The organism is Haloarcula sp. H-GB4 (assembly GCF_030848575.1).
Taxonomy (GTDB): Archaea; Halobacteriota; Halobacteria; order Halobacteriales; family Haloarculaceae; genus Haloarcula.
Map to the genome: position 1 here is coordinate 48925 of NZ_JAVDDX010000005.1, position 21611 is coordinate 70535.

At 52.8% G+C, this 21611-nt stretch carries 22 protein-coding genes and 4 pseudogenes; 12 read left to right on the forward strand and 14 right to left on the reverse strand.

What is annotated here, in order from left to right:
- Nucleotides 1-302: 302 nt before the first annotated feature.
- Nucleotides 303-953, reverse strand: a complete 651-nt coding sequence (locus RBH20_RS19505; protein WP_306711832.1) for a metallophosphoesterase — start codon at nucleotides 951-953, stop codon at nucleotides 303-305.
- A gap of 664 nt (nucleotides 954-1617) precedes the next feature.
- On the opposite strand from RBH20_RS19505, the gene RBH20_RS19510 reads away from it, so the two are divergent.
- Both RBH20_RS19510 and RBH20_RS19515 read left to right on the forward strand, forming a co-directional pair.
- Entirely contained in the window at nucleotides 1618-3087 is a 1470-nt protein-coding gene (locus RBH20_RS19510) for a hypothetical protein (protein ID WP_306711835.1), read from the forward strand.
- A 200-nt stretch (nucleotides 3088-3287) separates the two neighbouring features.
- Nucleotides 3288-3713 (forward strand): hypothetical protein, encoded by a 426-nt coding sequence (locus RBH20_RS19515; RefSeq protein ID WP_306711837.1) that lies wholly within the window; start codon nucleotides 3288-3290, stop codon nucleotides 3711-3713.
- A gap of 125 nt (nucleotides 3714-3838) precedes the next feature.
- Here the strand turns inward: RBH20_RS19515 and RBH20_RS19520 are convergent, their stop codons facing one another.
- Complete coding sequence (locus RBH20_RS19520; protein WP_306711839.1) at nucleotides 3839-4072, reverse strand: hypothetical protein; 234 nt, start codon at nucleotides 4070-4072, stop codon at nucleotides 3839-3841.
- Between the two features lie 157 nt (nucleotides 4073-4229).
- A complete protein-coding gene (locus RBH20_RS19525; protein WP_306711842.1) occupies nucleotides 4230-4595 on the reverse strand; it encodes a hypothetical protein in 366 nt (121 codons plus the stop codon).
- A 192-nt stretch (nucleotides 4596-4787) separates the two neighbouring features.
- Between RBH20_RS19525 and RBH20_RS19530 the strand changes: the two genes are divergently transcribed.
- The gene (locus RBH20_RS19530) at nucleotides 4788-5336 is read left to right on the forward strand and encodes a hypothetical protein (protein ID WP_188854077.1); all 549 of its coding nucleotides are present in this window, start codon (nucleotides 4788-4790) and stop codon (nucleotides 5334-5336) included.
- 12 nt (nucleotides 5337-5348) lie between these two features.
- Here RBH20_RS19530 and RBH20_RS19535 read toward each other — a convergent pair.
- Nucleotides 5349-5710: pseudogene (locus RBH20_RS19535) on the reverse strand (hypothetical protein).
- 576 nt (nucleotides 5711-6286) lie between these two features.
- On the opposite strand from RBH20_RS19535, the gene RBH20_RS19540 reads away from it, so the two are divergent.
- Nucleotides 6287-7165, forward strand: a complete 879-nt coding sequence (locus RBH20_RS19540; protein WP_306711845.1) for a hypothetical protein — start codon at nucleotides 6287-6289, stop codon at nucleotides 7163-7165.
- A 27-nt stretch (nucleotides 7166-7192) separates the two neighbouring features.
- Here RBH20_RS19540 and RBH20_RS19545 read toward each other — a convergent pair.
- From RBH20_RS19545 to RBH20_RS19560, 4 genes and pseudogenes are all read right to left on the reverse strand, one after another.
- Nucleotides 7193-7444: pseudogene (locus tag RBH20_RS19545) on the reverse strand (hypothetical protein).
- Nucleotides 7441-7731 carry a hypothetical protein gene (locus RBH20_RS19550; RefSeq protein WP_306711847.1) on the reverse strand — a complete coding sequence of 97 codons (291 nt, stop codon included), beginning with the start codon at nucleotides 7729-7731 and terminating at the stop codon, nucleotides 7441-7443. The pseudogene RBH20_RS19545 and the gene RBH20_RS19550 overlap by 4 nt, the downstream one beginning before the upstream one ends.
- Before the next feature lie 33 nt (nucleotides 7732-7764).
- Nucleotides 7765-10278, reverse strand: a complete 2514-nt coding sequence (locus RBH20_RS19555) for a PAS domain S-box protein (protein ID WP_306711848.1) — start codon at nucleotides 10276-10278, stop codon at nucleotides 7765-7767.
- 716 nt (nucleotides 10279-10994) lie between these two features.
- Nucleotides 10995-11315, reverse strand: coding sequence for a hypothetical protein (locus RBH20_RS19560; protein WP_306711850.1), 321 nt, complete (start codon nucleotides 11313-11315; stop codon nucleotides 10995-10997).
- Nucleotides 11316-11350: 35 nt separating this feature from the next.
- On the opposite strand from RBH20_RS19560, the gene RBH20_RS19565 reads away from it, so the two are divergent.
- Together RBH20_RS19565 and RBH20_RS19570 are read left to right on the forward strand one after the other, a co-directional pair.
- Complete coding sequence (locus RBH20_RS19565) at nucleotides 11351-11572, forward strand: hypothetical protein (protein WP_188980937.1); 222 nt, start codon at nucleotides 11351-11353, stop codon at nucleotides 11570-11572.
- Between the two features lie 137 nt (nucleotides 11573-11709).
- On the forward strand, nucleotides 11710-12015 hold the full coding sequence (locus tag RBH20_RS19570; RefSeq protein ID WP_306711853.1) for a hypothetical protein: 306 nt from the start codon (nucleotides 11710-11712) through the stop codon (nucleotides 12013-12015).
- 18 nt (nucleotides 12016-12033) lie between these two features.
- On the opposite strand, the gene RBH20_RS19575 is transcribed toward RBH20_RS19570, so the two are convergent.
- The 3 genes from RBH20_RS19575 to RBH20_RS19585 form a co-directional block, all read right to left on the reverse strand.
- Nucleotides 12034-12873: a hypothetical protein gene (locus RBH20_RS19575; RefSeq protein WP_306711855.1), complete on the reverse strand. Its 840-nt coding sequence runs from the start codon at nucleotides 12871-12873 to the stop codon at nucleotides 12034-12036.
- A 511-nt stretch (nucleotides 12874-13384) separates the two neighbouring features.
- Nucleotides 13385-13645, reverse strand: a complete 261-nt coding sequence (locus RBH20_RS19580; protein WP_306711857.1) for a hypothetical protein — start codon at nucleotides 13643-13645, stop codon at nucleotides 13385-13387.
- A gap of 1298 nt (nucleotides 13646-14943) precedes the next feature.
- On the reverse strand, nucleotides 14944-15780 hold the full coding sequence (locus RBH20_RS19585) for a hypothetical protein (RefSeq protein ID WP_306711858.1): 837 nt from the start codon (nucleotides 15778-15780) through the stop codon (nucleotides 14944-14946).
- Nucleotides 15781-16505: 725 nt separating this feature from the next.
- Between RBH20_RS19585 and RBH20_RS19590 the strand changes: the two genes are divergently transcribed.
- A complete protein-coding gene (locus tag RBH20_RS19590) occupies nucleotides 16506-17000 on the forward strand; it encodes a hypothetical protein (RefSeq protein WP_306711860.1) in 495 nt (164 codons plus the stop codon).
- 465 nt (nucleotides 17001-17465) lie between these two features.
- Here the strand turns inward: RBH20_RS19590 and RBH20_RS19595 are convergent, their stop codons facing one another.
- Entirely contained in the window at nucleotides 17466-17666 is a 201-nt protein-coding gene (locus tag RBH20_RS19595; RefSeq protein ID WP_306711862.1) for a hypothetical protein, read from the reverse strand.
- Between the two features lie 158 nt (nucleotides 17667-17824).
- Between RBH20_RS19595 and RBH20_RS21400 the strand changes: the two are divergent.
- A pseudogene (locus RBH20_RS21400) lies at nucleotides 17825-17938 on the forward strand (helix-turn-helix domain-containing protein); the annotation flags it as partial.
- 14 nt (nucleotides 17939-17952) lie between these two features.
- Here RBH20_RS21400 and RBH20_RS19600 read toward each other — a convergent pair.
- Together RBH20_RS19600 and RBH20_RS19605 are read right to left on the reverse strand one after the other, a co-directional pair.
- Nucleotides 17953-18627, reverse strand: coding sequence for a CPBP family intramembrane glutamic endopeptidase (locus RBH20_RS19600; RefSeq protein ID WP_306711864.1), 675 nt, complete (start codon nucleotides 18625-18627; stop codon nucleotides 17953-17955).
- A gap of 438 nt (nucleotides 18628-19065) precedes the next feature.
- Nucleotides 19066-19266: pseudogene (locus RBH20_RS19605) on the reverse strand (hypothetical protein); the annotation flags it as partial.
- A gap of 5 nt (nucleotides 19267-19271) precedes the next feature.
- Here RBH20_RS19605 and RBH20_RS19610 point away from each other — a divergent pair.
- From RBH20_RS19610 to RBH20_RS19625, 4 genes are all read left to right on the forward strand, one after another.
- On the forward strand, nucleotides 19272-19583 hold the full coding sequence (locus tag RBH20_RS19610; protein WP_306711866.1) for a hypothetical protein: 312 nt from the start codon (nucleotides 19272-19274) through the stop codon (nucleotides 19581-19583).
- On the forward strand, nucleotides 19580-19864 hold the full coding sequence (locus RBH20_RS19615; protein ID WP_306711868.1) for a hypothetical protein: 285 nt from the start codon (nucleotides 19580-19582) through the stop codon (nucleotides 19862-19864). Before RBH20_RS19610 ends, RBH20_RS19615 begins: the two co-directional genes overlap by 4 nt.
- A 99-nt stretch (nucleotides 19865-19963) precedes the next feature.
- Complete coding sequence (locus tag RBH20_RS19620) at nucleotides 19964-20815, forward strand: FRG domain-containing protein (RefSeq protein ID WP_306711870.1); 852 nt, start codon at nucleotides 19964-19966, stop codon at nucleotides 20813-20815.
- A gap of 63 nt (nucleotides 20816-20878) precedes the next feature.
- On the forward strand, nucleotides 20879-21559 hold the full coding sequence (locus tag RBH20_RS19625) for a hypothetical protein (protein ID WP_306711872.1): 681 nt from the start codon (nucleotides 20879-20881) through the stop codon (nucleotides 21557-21559).
- Nucleotides 21560-21611: the final 52 nt, after the last annotated feature.

Here is a 21611-nt window from a genome sequence, read left to right on the forward strand (position 1 = left end):
AAAGCGCACTTGGGATGGTCCTCTTGATGCTGTTGGACACAAATCGAACAGACGAGTGGGAGGACCGCCGGAAGTGCGCCGCCATCGCACGAGACCACTCTGATCTCAACGTCCCAGAGATCGCTGGTCTGCTTGGGATGGAGCCGATGGGAGTCCACCATGTCTCAGCCGTTAGTGAGCCGCCTTGGACGTTAACTCACCCGGAAGAGAATCGTCGGGTGCGATTACGTCGAGAGATCGAGACGAGGTAGCCAACGAGGAAATCGTGACTCTGAGTTAGTTTGATAGCTGCTCCTCACATCCTACTCGAACGCCAGTCGCTCTCCATTCCGGTCAGAAATCGAAGTTCCTTCGATACGTTGTTGAACGCGTTCGATGTCGTACGGAACCCGATAGAGATCGACAGACAGGTCGGATAAATCGACGATTGCATATGCGGCATCTGGATTGCCGTCACGAGGCTGGCCAACACTGCCGGGGTTGATCACGAGTCCGTCATTGAATGTTTCGGCGTGTTGGATATGCGTGTGACCTAAAACGAGGACATCCTCATCCTCAAGTAGCGTTGGCACAAAGTCAGCCGGTTCTGTGTATCGGTCTTGCTCGTCAGGAGGGTCATGAACGATTTTGAGCCGCTCGTCGAACAGTCGGAGTTCGCGAGGAAGATCTCCCAACCATTCGATATCATCCGCCGAAAGGACTCGCCGGGCATATTCGTCGCCAGATTCCCAGGTCATCCCCCTGACGACCTCGCGGTCGTGGTTTCCCACGACGGTTGGGATCTCTCGGTCCCTGATCATGTGTAGACACGCCTGAGGCGATGGCCCGTAGCCGACGATGTCACCGGCACAGACGAGCGCATCAACAGGTTCCATATCGTCGAGGACCGCTCTCAATGCGACAGCGTTGGCATGAATGTCGGAGAGTAAGCCGATACGCGTCGTCTCGGTCATCGTGTCTCTGAATTTGGCATGTGGATCGTGATTAACCTACGGGCCAGCCATCGGCGTCTGATCATTGGTCAACGGCTGAGTCCGGGGTTCTGAGTTCCACATCGACATGGACCACAGTTCGGGTCGTGCGACTACCAATCGGTATCCGTGTAACCTCGCCTGAAAGAGTGCTGCTTCGGCCCTACCTACTCGCCTTCGCAGAGTAGGTAGACGTGGTCGGCATCGCTAATCTGGATCTGAATCTCGCCGAGCGGCTCGTAGGTTCGCTCCTTGCCGAAAATCCGGTAGAGGTTGCCTTTCTCCAGTTCGAGCGATCAGAACGTTCCACCACAGGCCGGACAGGAGGGTTTGTCACCATCCGTCGACGGAACCACGCTGAGCTGGCAGTGGTCACACCATAACCGTCGCTCGCGGGTTCCATCTGGTGTGTTATGGGTCATGGTTGGATATACGTCTGCTGGGATAAGAGTTCCACTACCCGTTAACCAACGCAACGGAGCCGAACGTCCCTGTGTTGGTTAACCCACAGTCGGGCATTGACAATTTCGGACCGATCTGGAGTAATCACCCGGTCAGTAGTAGTGCAAACGACCCAATAATTAACTTTTCAACTGAGTTAAATTATGTCCATAATGTCTAAGTGATTTTGTGCTCCTTGTTAGCCATGGATCGATATATAGCGAGATTCGTGAGTTATTTTCCAAAAATTTTCATTCTTTGTATCGGGGTCCTCCTCATTACGAATGCATCGCTGATTGGTGTCATGGGGACAGTGTCTGGGAGACCGTCAGATGAACTGCAGCAAAACACTCCTTCACAGAGCGCCTCACAGGCCATCCCGATGGAAAGCGATTGTGACTTTTCCGGCGAGTACCGGTTCGCTGTCGAAGATGGAAAGGTCGGTGAGGTCAGAGTTGAACGGCCCAAAAGCCTTGATAACTTGGAACACCCTCGAAAGACGGTCACAACGTTTGCAGATGTGACCCGATTGCTCAATGTTTCTGATTCAGATCAAAACACAACCGTTGGAGTCGTTTCTTCAGAAAATATTGACAGTTGGGGATTTGCATCAGGAGATAACGTGTGTCTTAAAGGGGATAGTCGGGCGCTCTGGGATGGGTTGATGACCCACGAGTATCTCCATACTCGGCAAGAGTTTGCAGTCAATTCGGAGATGGAATGGATTATCGAAGCAAGCGCATTCTACTATATGGCAGTACTCCCGTATGAACGTGGGACGATGAGCCAATCCCGTGCTAACGAACGACTTAGAGAGCCATCATGGAAAGAATATACCGATGATGGCAAAGCACCAGTGTTGAAAGGCAATTCAAGTTATCGCGTGTGGTCTGGACGGGGTGCGCCAGTGCTAGCTGCCTTGGACCGAGAAATTCGAAATCGAACGAATGGAGACCGGACCCTTGAGCATGTCTTTCAGCGAATGAGCGAATCGGACAGAGAGATTACATTTAGTAATTTCAAACGAATTGTCGCAGAGGTTGCGGGTGAGAACATGGATGCTTGGCTCAAACGCTACGTAGCGGGCACAGAACCTGTCGGCCCACAGCAATCACAAGTAAATGGCCTCACATTGACTGCTCCTGCTGCGAATCCGGAGGTGGACATTGAGAGTGTCAGCATGAGCGGGAAGCAAACTAAGGGAAATCCAGAATCTCCGCACCTCACCATCCCCGAAGATCAATTGGAGTATCTCGCTGTTAACATCAGTTCCTCGGCGGAATATCCGACCTACCCAACAGTTCGGGTCTTCGCGACCGATTCGGAACAGGGCCAGACAGAACTCGGAACCAGACGGAATACTGGTATCGAGGGGCCGACAACCCTTGTCTTCCCACCTAGTTCAGAGTCCGCAGGGTCAGTATCCAATCTTGAGCCAGGAGAGTATACTCTGAGGATAATAGCAGGACAAACCAAGATGTATGTGACGCTAAGTGTAGTTCAGGAAAAGACCTCAAGTGCAACGTCTACGCCAACAGAAACCTCAACCAGAACATCTCCGCCAACAGAAGCACCTACACCGACCACAGAACGTACGGAACAGGTCGAGGAACCTGATGACAATCTATCAGATTTGATTGATAGAGTGTCTCGGTGGTTTGACTCACTGTTCTAGGAGGCGTTGGTACTCACTGTCGAGGGCCCCGATAGAGTGAGAGCAACGATGCCACAAAGAATATGCGCATTTGCGCGGGACATGGAATCACTACCTCGCTTGATGAATTCCGATACTAACAGTAGCTCTTTGATCTGTTTCAGATAGTCTCTAATATGGGCACACCAGCAGGATTTCGATTCAGTGGCCGCGCACTAATCATGATTGCAGTCGCAGCGTTCGTCATAGCTGGCCTATTCTTGTTCGTTGCCCCGGATACGGGGACCCAAGTTCTCGTCACGGAGGTGGATGACTCGGAAGTCTCTCCGGATGAGGAGGTGCTGAGGTACAATAGTCTTTCAGAAGGGGGCCAGGAAGTATTCGACCAAGGACTGCGTGCTGATGGATTTCTCAGGGTATATCAGTCACCGTCAGATTTCGACTATCCAACGGGTGATACAGTGGCCGCTGCCCGTGTCGAAAAGAACGGGACGATATACAGTATACTCACCGCCTCAAGATGCAAGCTCTGTGGCTTCGTGGATGTGTTTGGCTACGGGGTTGGGCTCGCTGGGATCGTCCTGTTAGTGTGCGGGGCGTCTCGCTTGGTGAATAGGGAAGCCGACGCACGAGCTGATGATCGGTAGCGTGTCCGCTTGAGTTTCCGAAAGAGAGGAAATACTGTCGTTAGCGAAGAGCCTGAATAGCAGGCAACCGAGGTGAAAATATCTGAACGGTTGTTCTTTGGTGTCGCTACGTGGCCATCAACTACTCAGTGCGCTCCGAGTTCTTCGCGAACACGGAATTCCAGCAAGTCTACCCGCTCCTCTAGGTCGGACACTCCTTCGTCAATCTCGTCCTCAATCTCTCGAAACCGGCCAGAAAGCGTTCCAAAGGATGAATCTGGGTCCGGATCCTTCACACCGTCAATTTCTGCGGTCGGTGATATACCTGTGCCGTCGGATGGAAAGTATAGTCCAGCATCTGCCTCGTCTTCGGGAGACACACGCCGGAACGTAACCTCGGAACGCCAGTACATCCGTTCAAGTAGGGTTGCGACTATAGACTGGCGAGCGGCTTCGGCTCCGTCAACAGCACCCTCCCCGACACACGCTTGTCTCTCGCGTTCTCAGCCGCCCTGCCAGCCCCAGATTGCTGTACAATCACGCCGCTAAGATGAACACGCTCCCGATAGCGTATACTGAGACAGATTTCAAATCAGTATAGTTGAAGTAATCAACCGAATAGTTGAACAGCAACATCGCGCCAATGATCATCGCACCTAGCCGAGTCGTGGAGGGTACTGCGTACACTACATCTGCGACGACTGGCTCAAGTTGTTGGAGTCCCCAACCGAGGATAAGCATACCAGCAAAGAATGGGAGTGCTTCTACCTTCCCCTTAAATTGGTTACTACCGGCAGTTTTGACGTATCGTTGGCCACTTTCGAACAGGAACCCGCCACCGATCAGTCCAGCGGCACCGTACAGAAATGCGTTGAATATCTCAGCTGTATAGTGTGCTATCATGCAGGAGAAACAAGCATATCACCTGTAAAAAACCGTCATTACTGTTCTAGTCGATATCCGGACATATATCGCTGTACACGCCCGAATACGATGGTTTAACCGGCTGTGTATTCCGACTCACCAGGCGTATGAATTTTCTCAAGTACTAAATCTTACTTACCATTTATTATGCTCGGACAAAAGTGAATAGCCATGCCGATTCCAGAGGAGGTTGAAGACAAATTAGATGCAGATCCAGCGTGGGCCGTTCAGCACGCGGATATCATTCAGGTAATGGACGAAACGTCTAAGTCCAAACCGTGGTCGCGGTATATGATCCAACAGCATCTTGACTCAGACCCAGCAAAAAAGACAGTCCAAGACAGACTTGATGAACTAGTTGAGTTGGGTGTTCTTGAACGGTACAAATACTCTAATCTGACATTGTATGATTTAGCATACGACCCGATACTGACAGACGGTGGCCGACTAAAGGATGCAAATTTAATTGAGCTAGCGACTCTCCGTGATCGAACCGGTGCCCGAGACCTCGCTGCGGGTGCAATTCTGTCAAGCTTTGCGTTCCTTGCACTTGCAGTGTTGGCTGAAATGACGACACTGGCATCAGAATTCAGAATTACCAGTAATTTCTATGCAGACACAGCTATAATTTTGTACGTGTTCGGATTTCTAATCATATTCATATTAGGATCCATACAGAAGGTTGAACCATGGCTTACATCGGTTGAACTTCCTTGGTAGTGGGGAAGCTTGTCAGAAGAGGCCGAGTAACCTTTTGAAGCGGCCTGTGATGCTGGACATCGCGATAACCTCGATCTCGACAAGACAAGAACACAGTAGCAGCTGCTCGCCACACGCGGGGCACTCCTCGTAGTCACACAACTGATGGTGGAGCTCGCCTTGCTCGACGCCACAGGCAGGACATGAGCGGTTGCGCCACCGTTCGGGGTCGATCACAGCAGTTGGCTCACCACTTTCGAGGGTTTGCCGCTCGTAGGTGAGATACTGGCTGCCCTCGCCCCACGGAATCGGGTCGAAAGCCTGTCCGTCGATTGGTAGCGTTTCTGCATACATGCCGACGCCGACTGTGGCCGACGGCAGTCGGGGCAATACATCTACCTGTCATCCCGGGGACGGCCTGAAAGACCTCGCCACTGGCCTGCGCTTGTCGATGCTGGGCACGAACGTCTTGCTGGTCGTCGGCTTCGATATCATTGGCCGACTGTTCGTCGACGGACTCGGTAGCCAATTCGGCTTGAATCGCTTGTGCCGCCCGCCGTACTCGCTTGCGCTCTTCCACAGTGCCACTCACGCCTCAACACCCTGGACAAGATCACCGACGAGCGACCCACCAACGTGTGGCCCAGCGTCCCACCCTGTTTCAAAATGTTGGTCAGTTAGTCGAGTGATGTGCCATAGACATTTGCTATGGTGGGGGAGGAGAATACAGGGCACATCACGGTACACGAGTTCTCTGACTGATCGTTAGGATTAAATAACGAACTCGCCTGTCATTGAGTCACTTCCTGACCTACGATGAACGTCTCATTCAGACTCTCGATACGCAAACCAGAGATCATCAATTTTCAATCGTGAATCGATCACTGCTTATCCCCGTCGCGTGCATCCTTCTCCTGTTATTGGCAGGCTGCTCAAGTACTCCGGACTCGGTCGGAACAGAAAACACGAGTGTGCAGGAAGCCGACGGTAAACTGACAGACGAAAAAAAGAACCAGACGAACGATACCAGTAACAGCCGGACTGAAGACACCGTTACATACCCTTCGGGGACGGACGAACGGCAGATTACGAATGTCTCCATGCTGTTCCAAGAACACTACCGCGTGCTTCTCGGTAGCGATTACGAGGCGAGGTTTGACTTCACTGGCGATTACTATCTCAGAGACGCTGGACAGTACTCCGAAGTCACCCAGATATGGACGATACAGAGCGATCTCGACGACAGAGACCGAATGTTCGCGCAGACAAATACATTCGGTGATGGCAACATCTCCAGCCGAACCTGGTACGATGACGGAGGCGTTCTATATGTGCAGGCAGGTGGACAGTCCGCCGACGGGACTGAGCATGAGCCGTACTACTACGTCGACCGGCAGTGGACGGAGTACGGATTTGACGTGCACCATACCATGTTCACCCGTATGGTAAAATACCCAGTCTACGACCGATTCTTCACCGAACACACTCCCCGTCACTCCAACACTGTCGTCCAAGATGGCGACACCTATCACGTCTACACGGTTCCGAAGGCCGAAGATGATACGTCCGGGCGCATCCTTGTCAGAGAGGACGGGTTCATCAAGTCCATCCAGATCAATACGACAGTTGACGACCATAGAGCGACGTTTTCGAGAACTGTGACGTTACGCGATGATGTCAACATTGATGAACCGGATTGGAAACAGAAAGCGATACAGGCTGAACAACGACACAACAGCGGCAGTGGCGGAGGTGACACGGCTGCTGACGGGTGCGGCACGAACGACGGAGATCCAGATTACAACGAAGACAATGATCGTGACAATGACGGCCTCTGTGACGAGAGCTGATCTCCGGTGGGGTAGTGTTTTGCTCACTTACACCGTCGATACCACGTGCTGATACCCGGCCTGTGACGGCGTCGGTTGTAACGGCAACTCAGCCTGCGCTAACTCCTAGAGCACTTCTAGCGGGAGACCCCCCGGACCACATGACACAGCATCCAATGTCCACTGAACGTACTGACTCGCGCTCGGCGCAAGCACGTCCACGGACTCAGTCGCTACGTCATCCTGAATCGCCCGAGCAGCACGCCGCACTCGCTTGCAATCTTCCACAGTCCAACTCATGCTTCCACCGCCCGAACGAGATCCCCGACCAATAACCCGCCGACGTCCGGGCCGATATCCCACACTCGGTCACCACGCGTATATTCGCACCACTCAGCAAGCATCTCGAACGGCGTCTCGGCTAACACAACTTTCTCAGCGTCGCCATCAACCGCCACAACAGCCACGGCAAACTCATAGCTATCCCAGTAGTGGGCTGTACCCTCGCCGTCGACGCCCAGGAAGAGCGGTCGCCCTTGGGTGAGTGTTTCGCAGAGAGTTAGGCAGTACAGACAAAGGATTGACAACTCAGAGGTGACCGAGATGGGGCAGGGACGGTTCTATGTATAAGCTGGTATATGAAGTGAGATGATACTACCGGTGGGTTCAGCATCGTTAAATTGGATATCGCCGTCCAATCGAGACATGATTCGTTTGACTAACCACAACCCCATCCCACTGCTGTGTGTCAACGAATCAATGTTATCTTTCCCTGAAATCACGCTTCGTTCTTCCGGTGGGATTCCCGGCCCGTTATCTATAATTTGGAGTTCAACCATCGTGGCGTGTTTTGTTGCCGTTATCTTCACCTGTGCTGGCGCGTCGCCAGTATGTACAATTGCGTTCTCGACGAGTTCTTCGATGCCCCGTTGTAACTCAGGGATCAATAGTAGCTGTACGTCCGCCGGGACTTCGACTGTAATCTCTACGTCTGGATACTCTGTCATCACTCGTTTGACAGCGGTATCCACAACATCGGCGATGTTGAGGTAGGTTGGATCGGATGGGTTTACAAGAATTTCAACGATTTCGCGCTGCTTGTCAGCCTGTTCAAGGATGCGATCGGCTACTTTGTCAATCGTCATAGCTAATTCTGCTACCTGATCTGAGCCCTGATCTTGAATCATCTCCGCGTGACCCAGAATCACGTTCAACTCGTTGTGAAGGGTGTGCCGTAGCATCCGATCAAGGGACGCAATATGTTGTTCTCGCTCGATCTGGTCAGTCAGATCATGCATCGTCGCAACGATCCCCTCAATCTGCCCAGTGTCGTCTTCAAGCGGATAATATCGGATATCAAACGTGCGGTCTGCTCGTGCCGGTCGTGTTCGTGCCATCCGGTATTGGACTGTCTCGCCATCAAACGCTTGCTCCAAGTATGGTTCGACCGTCTCGTAGGTCTCTGAGCCGATGCCGTCGCCGAGCGTCATCTCGGTCAGCGACTCGTTATCGAGGCCGTGGAAGTCGCGGTATGCCTCATTAGCAAAGAGATAGTGCTTTTCTTCACCGATTGCGGCGATCAACTCCTCGGAACCTTCAACCGCAGATTCGTACTGCCGAAGCTTGAACTCCCGCTCCTTACGGTCGGAAATATCCTGCTGAATGGCGACGTACGCCTCGGTTTCACCATTGTCGTCAGTTAATGGTGCAATCGTTTGGTGCGCATAGTACACATCACCTGATTTCCGTTGGTCTTGAATCTCTTCCTCCCAGACGTCTCCACTGGAGATTGTCGACCACAATCGCTCGTAGTACTCATCGGACATTTCGCCAGATTTGAGTATACGCGGAGTCTGGCCAACAATCTCCTCGCTTTCGTAGCCGGTGGCCCGCTCGAAGGCTGGGTTTACGTACGTGATAGTGCCATCCGGATCGGTCATATAGATCGAGTGGCCAGCCGATTCGACCGCTCGCTGGAACCGACGAAGCATCTGGTGGTATTCGACGCGTTCGGTCATGTTCTCTTGGAACCCGATGTAGTTTGTGACCTCGCCCGTACTGTCGGTAACTGGTGCAATTGTCACGCGATTCCAGAACTCCGTTCCATCTTTGCGGTAGTTCTGCAGTTCCACAGTCACGGGTTCTTCAGCGTCGATGGCCTCACGCATCTCGGCGACTGGGCTAGGATCGGTGTTCTCACCTTGGAGAAATCGAGTGTTTTGACCGACTACATGTTCTTGCTGATAGCCGGTCAATTCTGAGAACTTGTCGTTCGCGTAGACGAGCGGATTGTCCGGTTGGTTGGCATCAGCTATCGTGATGCCGATGGGCGCTTCGTCGATGGCCCGCTTCGTGAGGCGCAGTTCTTTCTGTTGACTAACATCCCGACAAATGAGAATGACTGCCGGTGCTTCGGCCCACATCACTCTGGCTGCGGTAATCTCAACTGGGATCTGTACTCCATTGGCAGCGATGAGTTTCCCGTTACAGTGGTCGAGAGTCCGAGAACCGGACTGTACTGCATCAAGGAAATAACTGATAGAAGTATCGTCGCCTGAGAGGAGAACGTCCGCTACAGAGTCGTTCGATATCTGACTGCGGTCGCCGCCGTAGATATCAGTTACTCCACTGTCGTTGAGATACGCTATTTCGCCGTCCTGAACGATGGCAATGGTATCGTGTGCAGCGTTGAGGAGTGTTTTGGCTCGTGCTTCCGTATCGACGACATCACGCTGGTTGCGGTAGTATCTGACTGCATCGGTGATGAGTGTCGCAAGGTGATCCCACGGATTCTCGTGCCGTTCTTTGACGATATAATCGGTGACGCCAGCAGAAATAGCACGACTGGCGACCGCTTCGCTCCCCTCGCTTGTAAATAGCATAAACGGAAGTGTCGGGGCCTGTGCACGCACCGCTTCAAGAAACGTGACGCTATCCGCATCTGGCAGGTCGTGATCGCTGACAATGCAATCAATCTGTGTCTCCCTTCCCAATATATCAATAGCTTCTCCGGCCGACACTGCAGATACGACCCGGATATCGCCGTGATCTGGAAGCACACGTTCACAGGCGGTGGCAAATTCCTTGTCGGCTGTAACTATCAAGACGCGAATTAGATCCACGATTCTATACACTACCAAACCTCTGTCTCTCAATCAAGTTGGCTATTCTCTCTTTGGTATCTCTGAACGTGTCATAGAACCATCCTCACGAGATTTGTTCCATCGATATTCGACTGAAGCACCAGTTCGGTAAGCACGCACACTGAGCAGTTGATTCGCTTGATCAAGCTTGAAATAAGACAACTTCGGTAGTAACGACTTATTATATATCTGGTAATCGGCCAGCAATGCCCTTACGAATTATTCAGTACCTGTCAGTACCGGCGCGACCGATACAGAGGATGGTTGTAACACCCAAGTTACGTTCAACTCGCCTGAGCCAACCCTAAGTCACATTTGCATAGTTACAACCACCACAAGCAGCAATTCATTTATATCACATTGAAATACTGAAGGCTAGCAATCAGCAGGATAGAAACAATCAACACAGCTTTCAGCAGCCATGATGGGACATCTTTCCGGATTCTGAAGGCCCAGTCCATACAGTTCAATGATACTTTCGGTAATTATATTTCACGAAAGAGTTCTTCGCTACGGGGACAAGAAAGTACGCCACCCCTCCAATCAGTCCTGTCACGACCCCACTAAAGACGGCTAGAAACCCCGGTTCCAGCTCGCCGACCGGTCCCGCCGTCGTACGCTGTGCAGCCTCAGTCATGTCCCTGTAGCCGCCCGCTCGTGGGTGGTTCTCGACCGGCGTGGATCCAGTGTACAGCGGACGGTCTTACTCATGCTCTCAGCCCCTGAACGAGATCGTCAACGAGCGACCCACCGACGTGTGGGCTGATATCCCAGCCGCGTTCGTTGTTCGTGTACTCACACCACTGTGCGAGTGTTTCAAACGGCGTCTCGGCGAGTACGACTTTCTCGGCGTCGCCATTGGTCGCAACAACGGCCGTCGCGAACTCGTAGCTGTCCCAGTAGTGGGCTACGCCTTCACCGTCGACGCCCAAGAACAGGGGGCGACCCTGGGTGAGGAGTTCGTGAGCGGGACGGTCAGTACAAAACGGATATTTATTAGCGCTGTTACGACGAAAACCGAGTGTCAAGAAGATATTTATTCTGCGGACCACCCACCGCTATTATGACTTCTAGAAGTGGATCTTGGTTCCACGGCTACGTATCATGGTATCTTCGAGCTGTTATTTGGTTCGTACAAACTGCCATCGTGGGGGCGGTTTTGCTAGTCATTCTCGGGACGGAAGGATTACTCGGAACAGTCGGGACTGTTTTGGCTGGACTTCTCACCGCACTCCTCCTTTTCAGACAGGTAGATATGCACATTCAACAGGAGATGAAAAACTGAGCTTACCGACACCGCGGTCCATATGTATGTGTGCTGAACGTTAATATCAGTAAGTTGAACCCCACTCCTATCTAGCAAACGCACTGACCGTGCTTGAAGCGGGTATTCCGTTACTGAACTGTCGACACAAGCCCAGAGTGGCGGCGACCTTTCTGGAACGACTCGACCCAGGCGAGGCACAGGCCGTAGCCGTTGCAGAGACCGTCGATGGGACCGTCATCACTGACGACGGCGATGCTCGCACAATCGCGACCCAACGAGACATCAGGTTAGCCGGATCGATCGGCCTCCTCGTCCGTTTTGTCGAGAGCACTCTGATTTCTGCGGCGAGTGCAGATACGCATCTCAAATGCTGGATCGACGAAGCCGGGTTCCACTCGCCTGCCCGCGAGTTTGAGACATTCCTCTCGAACTGGGACCGGTTTCGTTCCAGCAGCTCCTGAACGACGCCAGCCAATAGTCTAATCCGCCGTGGACTGGTGTTGCTGAACACGCTCAGCAATGGCAGACTGGAACGCAGATAGCGAGGCGACAAACTCGCCATCCACGAATAGATCCACATATGCCTCGCGGGCCACATTGGCGACGAGCCGGTCACGTATTGTGTCGACAGTCACCGAGTGTCCATCTGCCTGCAGCTCAGCAATCGTCTGCTCGATTCGCTTGTCAGTCGCATACTCCGCTGCTAAATCCACCGCTGCCTGTGGTTCGGGAGCAGTCACTGTGTTTTGTTCTCGACACCATTCGGCGGCACGCCCACCGGATTTGTCTCGGATCAGCACACCAGCGGCGTGCCCCTCTCGCCACTCTGACTCAGGGAATCCAACTTGGTCTTCATACCGAGCGAAATCAGCGTGTACAGCGGCCAGCTCCTTTTCAATGGCTGGTAGCGTCGGCAACCCCAACTGCTTGAATACGCCAGCCGCCGCATCCGGCGGGAGAAACTGGTCCTTACGATCGGACCAGATGTCGATGCCGACGAACGCCGGGACTGTGTGCCAGTCGTACTCGACCCCCTTATTTCGAGTGGCAATCCCGCAAAACGTCACATCACTTGGGTCGTCCGTAGCCGCTGCAAGTGCGTCACGGTCCAGTCGCTCGTTGATTAGTTCGGCTGCCAGACGGAACTGCGGTGGGACAGTGGCGGGTGTATCGAAAGATTGCTGGGCTGTAGCGAACGTGACCAGCCCCGACGCCGTCACTTGAAACCGGAACTTCCCACCGGTGGGGAGTTCTTGCACCCAGACGTGTCCAGAGAACTCAACCTCGTCAAGCGCGGGCGTCTCGGGACACTGCTTCACGTTGCAACCCACACAGGCTACGATAGTAAAGGAGGTGGGCTACTCCGATGCAATTGGACGCCCTGCGGTTCTCCGCGTCCAGTAGTGGTCTCACATAGGACCGTCCGTGAGGTCGGCCAGAGGGCAGTACTGCTCAACTCTGGAATTACACCAGTGATCGGTTCTCTCCGCTCGCAACTGTCTCATCAAAACGCACGTAGCGATACATGTTGAGTGGATCGTTGAGGCTCGCCTCGATAACCTGCTTCTGACTGTCGGCTAACTCCGCAACTGGAACGAGGGTCAGTGGGATGTTGCGTCAGGAAGTATCCGCTCGCCATGCCATCGAGCGTGACCCTCAATACTGACCCCGATTCCAGTATCGTGGATTCGAACACTGAGTGAGCAGCCTGATATCGAAGCCTATGAGATCGGTAATCAGACCTAATGCTGGGATGTACAACGCTCAAACGTACTTTTGAGCGTTCGTAGCTACAGGTGAACCACTCACCGCGGGTTACATAGACCCGACTCAAAATAGGTCGATAACAGCACTAAGAGCAAAACCGACCCCCAGTGCAAGCGTTGAGTAAAGGGCATATCTGCTGGTAGCGCGAAAAACACCGGAAAGCATTATGCCGATTGAACAACCGAAGAGGAGACCATGAATTACCGTCTCCTCACTGCCGACCGGCGCTGATGATGCGACGACGTCAACGAGGATTATGCCAGCGAAGCCGAGCAAAAAGAGGGTCCCATCTCGCCGTATGTTCCGTTCTTGCCGCTGAATCATACAGTACTGTTGAAATGATACTTGAATAGGCTTTGTCACTCTTTTTGCTAAGCTCGCTCGCTTACTGAGCAGTTGTTTCAGGGAAGTACCCGAGCAATAACCTCTGTGGCTTCATGGATGCACTCGGCTACGGGGTAGGGATCGCTGGGATCACCCTGTTACTGCGCGGCGTGTATCGCTTGGTGACTGGGGAAGCCGACGCACGAGTTGATGAGCGGTAAAGTGTCCGTTTGCGGCTATAGCTTCGACCCGGCTGCAGGTTCGGCCACGACCAATTCTGGCCAACATGATGATTTGCGGCCTGTGAGCTACCGAGGAAACAGATAGCAAGCCGATTTGAGTCATTCTGGTTGATCACAAGAGTTCCGAATTTTCGGTCGTTTCTGGGACACCGAGAAGATATTTATTCAAATGAGCAGTCATTTCCCATATGAATCGTCGAGCGCTCCTTGCGGGACTGGGCTCAGTAGTTTCTCTTTCATGTGCTGGCTGCAGTGCACCTTCATCTGATTCACAGACAACTTCTCACCATAGGGATACACCTACCCCTGAGACAGAAACGACGGGCTCTGAGTTCGATCCCGCGGTTGAGCCAACGCTCCGACTTGGGGCTGCATCCGGGCTTACATTCGAGGTATCGCCAAGTCGAGAGTACGAATATCTCGAAGAGAACAACAGTGTCCGGATTACATGGGACGCAGGAGACAGCAGTACAATGCCATTTGCACGGTGGGGAACGCATCGAGCTGTTGACCATGCATCAGACCGACTACAGACTCTCCTAGACGAGAAGTCGCTTACCGGAACGGGCATTAGTGTTGGCCAGGGGCGCTTCGAGTTATCGGACATCGACGTGCCCGCTGATGAGGAGCCACCAACAGACGCAGAATTCAAACGTGCCGTGCCACTTGGCCCCATGGTCTTTCATCAACATCACTATTCACGTGATGGGCTACTCTTATCAGAACCCGATATCAATTTTCAAAAGATCGTTGCGAATACGCCTCGGGTTATGGAGATCACCGTGCTGTTCCCCGAGCAAGAATACACTGCCATCTTGCCTGTCGTATGCGATAGAGGATGGATACGGGATGAATGAAGAGGCGTTATTGCGGTACTCGACGGTGTAACCCGCAATAAGAGAGTCACTGATACGCAATGCAGCCACAACTTGTTCGGCAGGGTTAACCAACACGTCCGGGCGGACATGACCGGTTGTTGGTTAATGCTTTACCACCGTTCGCTTCGTATCCTCGGTACCTGGGCTGGGCCATCGGAGGAATCGGTGTCTAATCCCGTCAACGTACCTTGCTAAACGGCGGCTTGCGAATCGTGAGTTTACCTGCTGGGTCGACGATAATCGATGTCTTGTGTCGGCCATAGTCGTCGTCCTTCGTGACTGTCCATTGCGTCGATGCACTGGATCCGTTCGCAAGCTCAGCAGTAATGCGATACTCACCCCGTCGGTATGTAACACTATCCTGCAAGATACCCGAAGTAGGGCCGAGAGTGTATTCAGTGGAAAATGCCTCAGCAGGAGTGAACGCGCCGAGAAAATCCACTATCACCGATAGTTCATGGGCGTTTGTATCCAGATTATACACTCGATAGCCTGTCGATGAGCCCTCACCGGGTTGTTCGACGTTCTCACCCGGTTCCTCGGCCGAAAACACATCTTTGTAATCCCGGTGTCGACTGTCGAGATCCTCAATTCGAACCGTCAGCCTATCGCCTACGAAGTAGACTGCCGGGCCTTGTCCGTGATCGGCGTGGCCCCCATCAGCGTAATTAGCGTACCCAGTACACGCTGCAAGGGCGTAGTGACCGCCACGAGCGCCAGTATCGTACACACCCGTACAATCGACCGAGACGGTCTCTGCATCGGATTCGTGGAGCGAGTTGTACACTCTCGCATATTCGAACTCTCGAACGTACGAAGAGATGGTTTCAGGACTCAGGCTGTCGGGGCGGTCAGGATACGACTTCGGACCATCTGGAGTTTCGCCAAAGGTTCCGGAGTCGTCATATGAAACGGGCGTCCTAGCATTTTTATCCGTGATTGGGGAGGTACATCCCGCAAGGTACGTGCTGAACGTGACGAGTCCTGTCTGGAGTACCGTTCGCCGGGAGGGCACAGTGGTTCGGTAGAATTCGGTTCCGGTGATAAGTTTTCTGTCGGTGAATACACGCCACCTGTGCTGATTATAGAGGCTTGGTCTATCGCGGTACCAATCGCAGGGACTACCCACGTTATTGTGTGAAGAACTCCACATCGAAGTCGGGCCCCAAGCTGATTATCAGAGACTTACTTGTCTTGCCAGTCGGATTCCATTGAGTGGTGTGTGGATCGCTCTGTTGCTCCGTCTCGGTGGACTCGAACATGACTGTTACCTCATATTCACCGGGAGGAACGACATCGGTGAGCGTCGAACGATAGGACGTTGTTGGTGGTTGTCTGGTTCGCGTCTGATAGACGGTTTGCGGGTCCGAAAGTAGTCCTCCCTCGCTCTGAATAGAGATCTCTTTCCACACTTCCTGGCCGATCTGATTAGCAATCTGGATGTTGCCACTCTCAGACGAAGAGAACGAACACCCAGAAAGTGGAACAACTCCAGCAGCAGCGACGATAACGGACCGCCGTTTCATTACGAGCCGTTACTCGGCTGGGGCCTAAGTGAGTAATCGTTCCAACCCGTCTGTGACCGACTCGCACTACTCGCTCACAAGCCAGTGTAACCTCCGACCGACCACGCCAGACCCGCTACTCAACACAGCACTATCTACAATAATTGTCTCGGGAATATCGGCAAGAACTGTCCCGGTTCCAAGGACTATGACGGAACAGCAGCAGGTCGGAGACATGCGATTCGAAGCCCTCCTGCTGGCGGTCCTCCTGATACTGGCCGGCTGTGGCGGATTCACCGATGGGACGACAACTCTGACACCCGACGGGACGGAAGAAAGGCCGGTCCGGTACGGAGTCGCGGTCCAGAGCGACTACGCCGACGAGCGGACGTTCAGTATCCGCATCCGGGCCGACGAAACGACACTGCTGAACCGCTCCAAGCGGCTCGCAGCCGGCCAGCGGTGGCACGTCGTCAATCTGAGTTCCGAAAACTACGGCAAACGGGAGTACGAACTCCAGCTCCTCGTCGACGGTGAGGTCCGTTCGAGGTCCACGTTCAGCTTCCAGGAGTCAGGGAACGTTGAGCGACGGAGTGGCGCCACGCTGCTGGTACAGGGACCGTCGTCCGGTGAGACCCACACCTGCGGTGGAAACGTCACCTGCTATCGGGCTGTGGTCGAGAGGGCGGTCAGTACGAAATCGATGGGGAGTTCAAAAAAGAGCGAATGATGACGTTGTTCGACGATTCGGACGCTGTCGTCCCCTGATCAGAACGAGATGAACTCCTTGAGGCCGTGAAGTGACCAACGGAACGTAGCTGGCACATATACTAAAACGGTCAGTGCAGGCGGTTCATGACTCAGCTATGTCGCCGATAGCTCCAGCCATGCCAAGAAGCATGAGTCCATACCCAGCAAGTCCAGCGGGGATTGATGCTTGGAGAAGCAAATACCCAGTAAATGCGCCAAGGCCTCCGATAATAGCCCCTCGCTTTCTCGCCGACCGGGTGGTCTTGCCACGAGACAGAGCGAGCCACTGTTGTTTGTGTGCCAAAAGCATCGACGTTACTGCACCGTAGAGTGGAAGAAGCGAGACCATGATCAGGTGGTCCGATGTGGCGAACTCTGCTGCAAGAACTGTGATTACTACTCCAACAGTTAGTGAAATGGTGTATCGGAGGGCGGGACGCATAGACTAAATTACAACTACCAGAAATAAGTACGGCACGAAATCTGAACACAAAATTCGCACGCTTACCGAGCAGTCGAAGCGGTCAGAGAGTTCCTGTTGGGTGTATTGCCGGCCGGGGTTGGCGTAGAGCAACTCAGCGGTGCGGAAGAAGGTCTCTGTCTTCGCTTCGAATTCCGCCCCGAACTCCGACGGCACCTGCGCCATGCCGCCCCGTTGGATAATTGGACAAATAAAGGGATAAACTATGGCTTGGCGACGATACTGGGGTCCCTTGATTGCTGTCGACCCCCAGTAGCGGCTCTATATCGCTGAGCGTTGCTGAATAGAGTCGGCGTGTTTTCAACTACTGCTATTACAGCAACTCCAGAGAGGCTATCCACAAGATTATTGCCGAGGAGGTTGGTGTCGCTCCTACAACTGCTTGGTCTCATCTCCGGACAATCGAAGCACGAGTGTTTGAAACGCTAGTACGATAATTATCCTATTCACCTCAGCCAGCCAGTAGTGGCAAGGCGGTAGTGAGCGAAACGAAAATCCCGTGAACAAGCGCTGGAACGACGATATTCTCTGTTTTGGCATAGATCCAACCAGCAATCATGCCGAAGCCACCTTGGGCCATATAGAAGAGTAGGTCACCGAGAGCAAGGGCGGCGGGGTCAGCATGAGACATTCCAAAGAGTATACCACCAGCAGCGATAGCTGGCCAGAGACCGATAACGTCTTCCAGTGACCGTTGGATGATACCATGGAAAATCACCTCCTCGGCTGGGCCGACAAGCACTAACAACGTCACTACCCGGGCGATTCGGACACGCTCTGGAAGTGTTAGTAGCATCGTGCGCTCCAGTCCAAGGACATTCTGAATCAGAACGAGAGAACCGACCAGCCAGACGAACGCCAGCACGACGCCCAGAAGGATATACGCCCACTCCCAATTCCTCGGACGGCGCACACCCATCCATTCGAGTGGGGATGAAATATCGAACACCCGCACGGCTAGCAGTGTGAGTACGACAGCGAGGAATCCACGGAGGAGTTGGGCGCTCACGTCACGGACGACTGGGAACTCGCCAAGCAGGAGCGGTCCTGCCCTCGGGGAGTGACCGAGTAAGATGGCAACGAACTCCAGATATATCCACACGGCAACGGTTATAATTACGGCCACGCCAAGACGAGAGCTGACAGTGCCACGGTTTTTTCGAGTGGACTGTGTGGTACTCATTTCGTCGATTACTATCCACACAACTGACAAAACAGGAGCCGCAGCACTTCTGGGGGAGAAGCCAGACCGAATATTTAACAAGCACTATTGTGGGGACAGTAATACCGAGTACCGGGCAGGCGGGATGAATCGACTCAAACCGTGCACAGAGTCTCTATTCTTGAAATGTTGCGTGGGTGTTTATTGAATACGTGTCTGGAGTAAGACACAATGCACCTCAAACTGTCACAGGATAAATCTCAATGGTGTGTATAATAATGCAGTTGTACGATGCGGTAAAACACCTCCTCTTTCTGCTCCCATTTCACCCGTAAGTTCACACACCTACCGAGCAATAAATGACGGTCAGAAAACGGAGTGGGAGAAGTGGCTAACCAGCACTCATGGCATTACCCACCATTTGTTGGTTAGCGCTTTATCCACCAATACCGTCGCTACCACGTGCTGGTACTCTGCTTGCGACGGCGTCGGGTGCAACGTCAACCCAGCAAGTGCCAACTCGCTAAGAACCTCCAGCGGCACACCCTCTGAACCACATAACACCGCGTCGAGCGTCCAAGCGTCGTACTGAGTTCGATACGGAAGCATTGGCTGTTGAGGCTGCAGTAATTGCTGTTCTTGGGACTCAAATCATTTCATTCGAAACAGCGTGGAGTATGGATTGGATATTTGAGCTGGCCTTTGTTGTAACAATAATATTTTACGCGATTCGAACAGCCTCTCTGATGGCTGATGACCCCAAGCAGAGTGCTCTTAGACTTACTATCCTCTGGAGTCCAATCAGCATGCAGTTCTGTGTAATTGGTGTGATTGCTGGTCTTGCAGTCGATATTACCCAAGATCACCCATTGTTAAAGGTGCAGGCAGAAAAGAAATTTAGACATCAAATTAAAACATGACCAAGAAAAAGCCAGAAGAAAAAATAGAAGAGGAGTTTACGAAGTTTTTCTTTGGAGTGTTTATTCCTGCAATTATTTGTTACACCATCTTGCAGATTCTATTTATGACGCGTCTGGATCAGCCATTGCAACAAGCTGGCTTTCCACCGATGGTGCTACAAGATGGACCCGGTGCAAGATCGTCCGGTCATGGCCGATTCTTCCTTCTCATTATTCTCTCATCCTCGGTCACACTCCCGTTTTACCTTCTGTATCACCGGTTTTTCTACTCAGAGACATAGATATTGATACACTCGGTCGGTACAGCGTGTTCCTGCCACTAATATGAGTAGTGATAGAATCACACTGAATTTAAGATTGGAACATCGCTATCCAACCTAATGGGAGATTTCCAAGAACAGACCGTGGAGATATACTCTTGGGAAGACGCTCAAGATAAACTATTCAAAGGGGCATGGCAGTCTAACCTGAACCGCTATCGGCCATCTCACGCCTTTCGTGGCCTCTCAGAAGAATATGATACTCTTCCGACATCTTTGATTCGTTTAGGTCAGCAAAACTCGGATGGTATATTTGATGCCAGTCATGGAGCAGATGTAGAGTCGGATATACTCCGAAACTTCATCAAATATGCGGAAGACCGGTCACTCTCTGACAAATCTATCTGGCATCAACTTTCCGTCGCACAACATTATGGCCTACCCACAAGGATTCTTGACTGGACGTACTCGCCACTAGTCGCATTACATTTTGCCACAGAAAACATGAGTAAATTGGATGAAGATGGCTTGATTTGGCGTGTTGATATCGACGAAGCACATGCGTTACTCAATGACACCTGGACTAAGGAGAAATCTGGACATGTATTCACCATTGATGAACTGACTGAGGTTGCCAGTAATTTCGATGACCCCAACGCCATATTTGAGCAAAACGAGACAGATGGTCCGCTGTTCTTTGAGCCACCGTCTCTTGACGGACGAATCGTAAATCAATTTGCTCTGTTTTCTGTGCTGCCAGACCCCACACAACGATTTGACCAATGGCTTGCAGATCACAGGAATATTTTCAAACGCTATCGAATTCCGGCATCCGTAAAAATGGAGATCCGAGATAAATTAGATGCCTCCAACATTACTGAACGGGTCCTCTTTCCAGGATTAGACGGATTAGCAGAGTGGCTCCAACGTTACTACACGCCGATCCGAGAGACAGAGACACAACCACCCTAAATTACAGTTACGACACTGGAGCGAACACGGTACCTACATATCGGTCCCTTCGGACCAGCGGGTATGAGCGAGTGGGTCGTCGACGCCCGTGGGGGCGTCTGCCACCAGTGCGACAGCGAGTATCAGCGCCTTGCACAGCACTGGTCGCGGAGCAAGCGCTGTTCGTATCGTGATGTGAGTGATGCCCAGCACGAGGCGATTCGGGGCTGTCTGGTAGGTGACGGGAATCTCAGCAACCCGAACGATGGGCCGCCAGCGCTACGGATATCCTCAATGCGGCGGCCCCATCTCACATGGGTTCGTGACCAGCTCGGCTGGATTGTCCGCGGGATTACTCGCGACGATACTGGTGCCTACCGGCTCCGGACACTCTCACATCCAGCTCTTGGGCGCTACTGGACATGGATGGACAGCCCACCGTCGGACTGGACGCTAACGAAACCGATTGCACGTATCTGGTATGCCTGTGACGGTGGGTTAGAGTGGCCCGGAAGTTCAACGCAGCCACGGGCCACCTGGACGATCACCGACGACGGGAAGCGACAGGCGTGCGAGCAGGCGCTTGCCGAGCAGGGCTACGAGGTCATGGTGTGGGATCGGCGCTGGCATTGCCATTCGCGGAGAACGAGCGGTTTCTGCAGTGGCTTGGAGACCCGACGCCGGGCAGTGCATACGAGTGGGCGTTGGAACGCGAAGAGTACGAGCGGCGGCGTGAGGAAGTGTAGGCCGGGAATGGTGGCGTAAATTATATCACTGGATAGGCAGTGCGTACGACGGTTCCAAGCATCTGCGGGGA

Bases quoted from the DNA above. Each gene is read 5' to 3' on its own strand.
- RBH20_RS19505 (WP_306711832.1), bottom strand. From the start codon at position 953: ATGACCGAGACGACGCGTATCGGCTTACTCTCCGACATTCATGCCAAC.
- RBH20_RS19510 (WP_306711835.1), top strand. From the start codon at position 1,618: ATGGATCGATATATAGCGAGATTCGTGAGTTATTTTCCAAAAATTTTC.
- RBH20_RS19515 (WP_306711837.1), top strand. From the start codon at position 3,288: ATGATTGCAGTCGCAGCGTTCGTCATAGCTGGCCTATTCTTGTTCGTT.
- RBH20_RS19525 (WP_306711842.1), bottom strand. From the start codon at position 4,595: ATGATAGCACACTATACAGCTGAGATATTCAACGCATTTCTGTACGGT.
- RBH20_RS19530 (WP_188854077.1), top strand. From the start codon at position 4,788: ATGCCGATTCCAGAGGAGGTTGAAGACAAATTAGATGCAGATCCAGCG.
- RBH20_RS19565 (WP_188980937.1), top strand. From the start codon at position 11,351: ATGACTTCTAGAAGTGGATCTTGGTTCCACGGCTACGTATCATGGTAT.
- RBH20_RS19580 (WP_306711857.1), bottom strand. From the start codon at position 13,645: ATGATTCAGCGGCAAGAACGGAACATACGGCGAGATGGGACCCTCTTT.
- RBH20_RS19590 (WP_306711860.1), top strand. From the start codon at position 16,506: ATGCGATTCGAAGCCCTCCTGCTGGCGGTCCTCCTGATACTGGCCGGC.
- RBH20_RS19595 (WP_306711862.1), bottom strand. From the start codon at position 17,666: ATGGCGCAGGTGCCGTCGGAGTTCGGGGCGGAATTCGAAGCGAAGACA.
- RBH20_RS19615 (WP_306711868.1), top strand. From the start codon at position 19,580: ATGACCAAGAAAAAGCCAGAAGAAAAAATAGAAGAGGAGTTTACGAAG.
- RBH20_RS19620 (WP_306711870.1), top strand. From the start codon at position 19,964: ATGGGAGATTTCCAAGAACAGACCGTGGAGATATACTCTTGGGAAGAC.
- RBH20_RS19625 (WP_306711872.1), top strand. From the start codon at position 20,879: ATGAGCGAGTGGGTCGTCGACGCCCGTGGGGGCGTCTGCCACCAGTGC.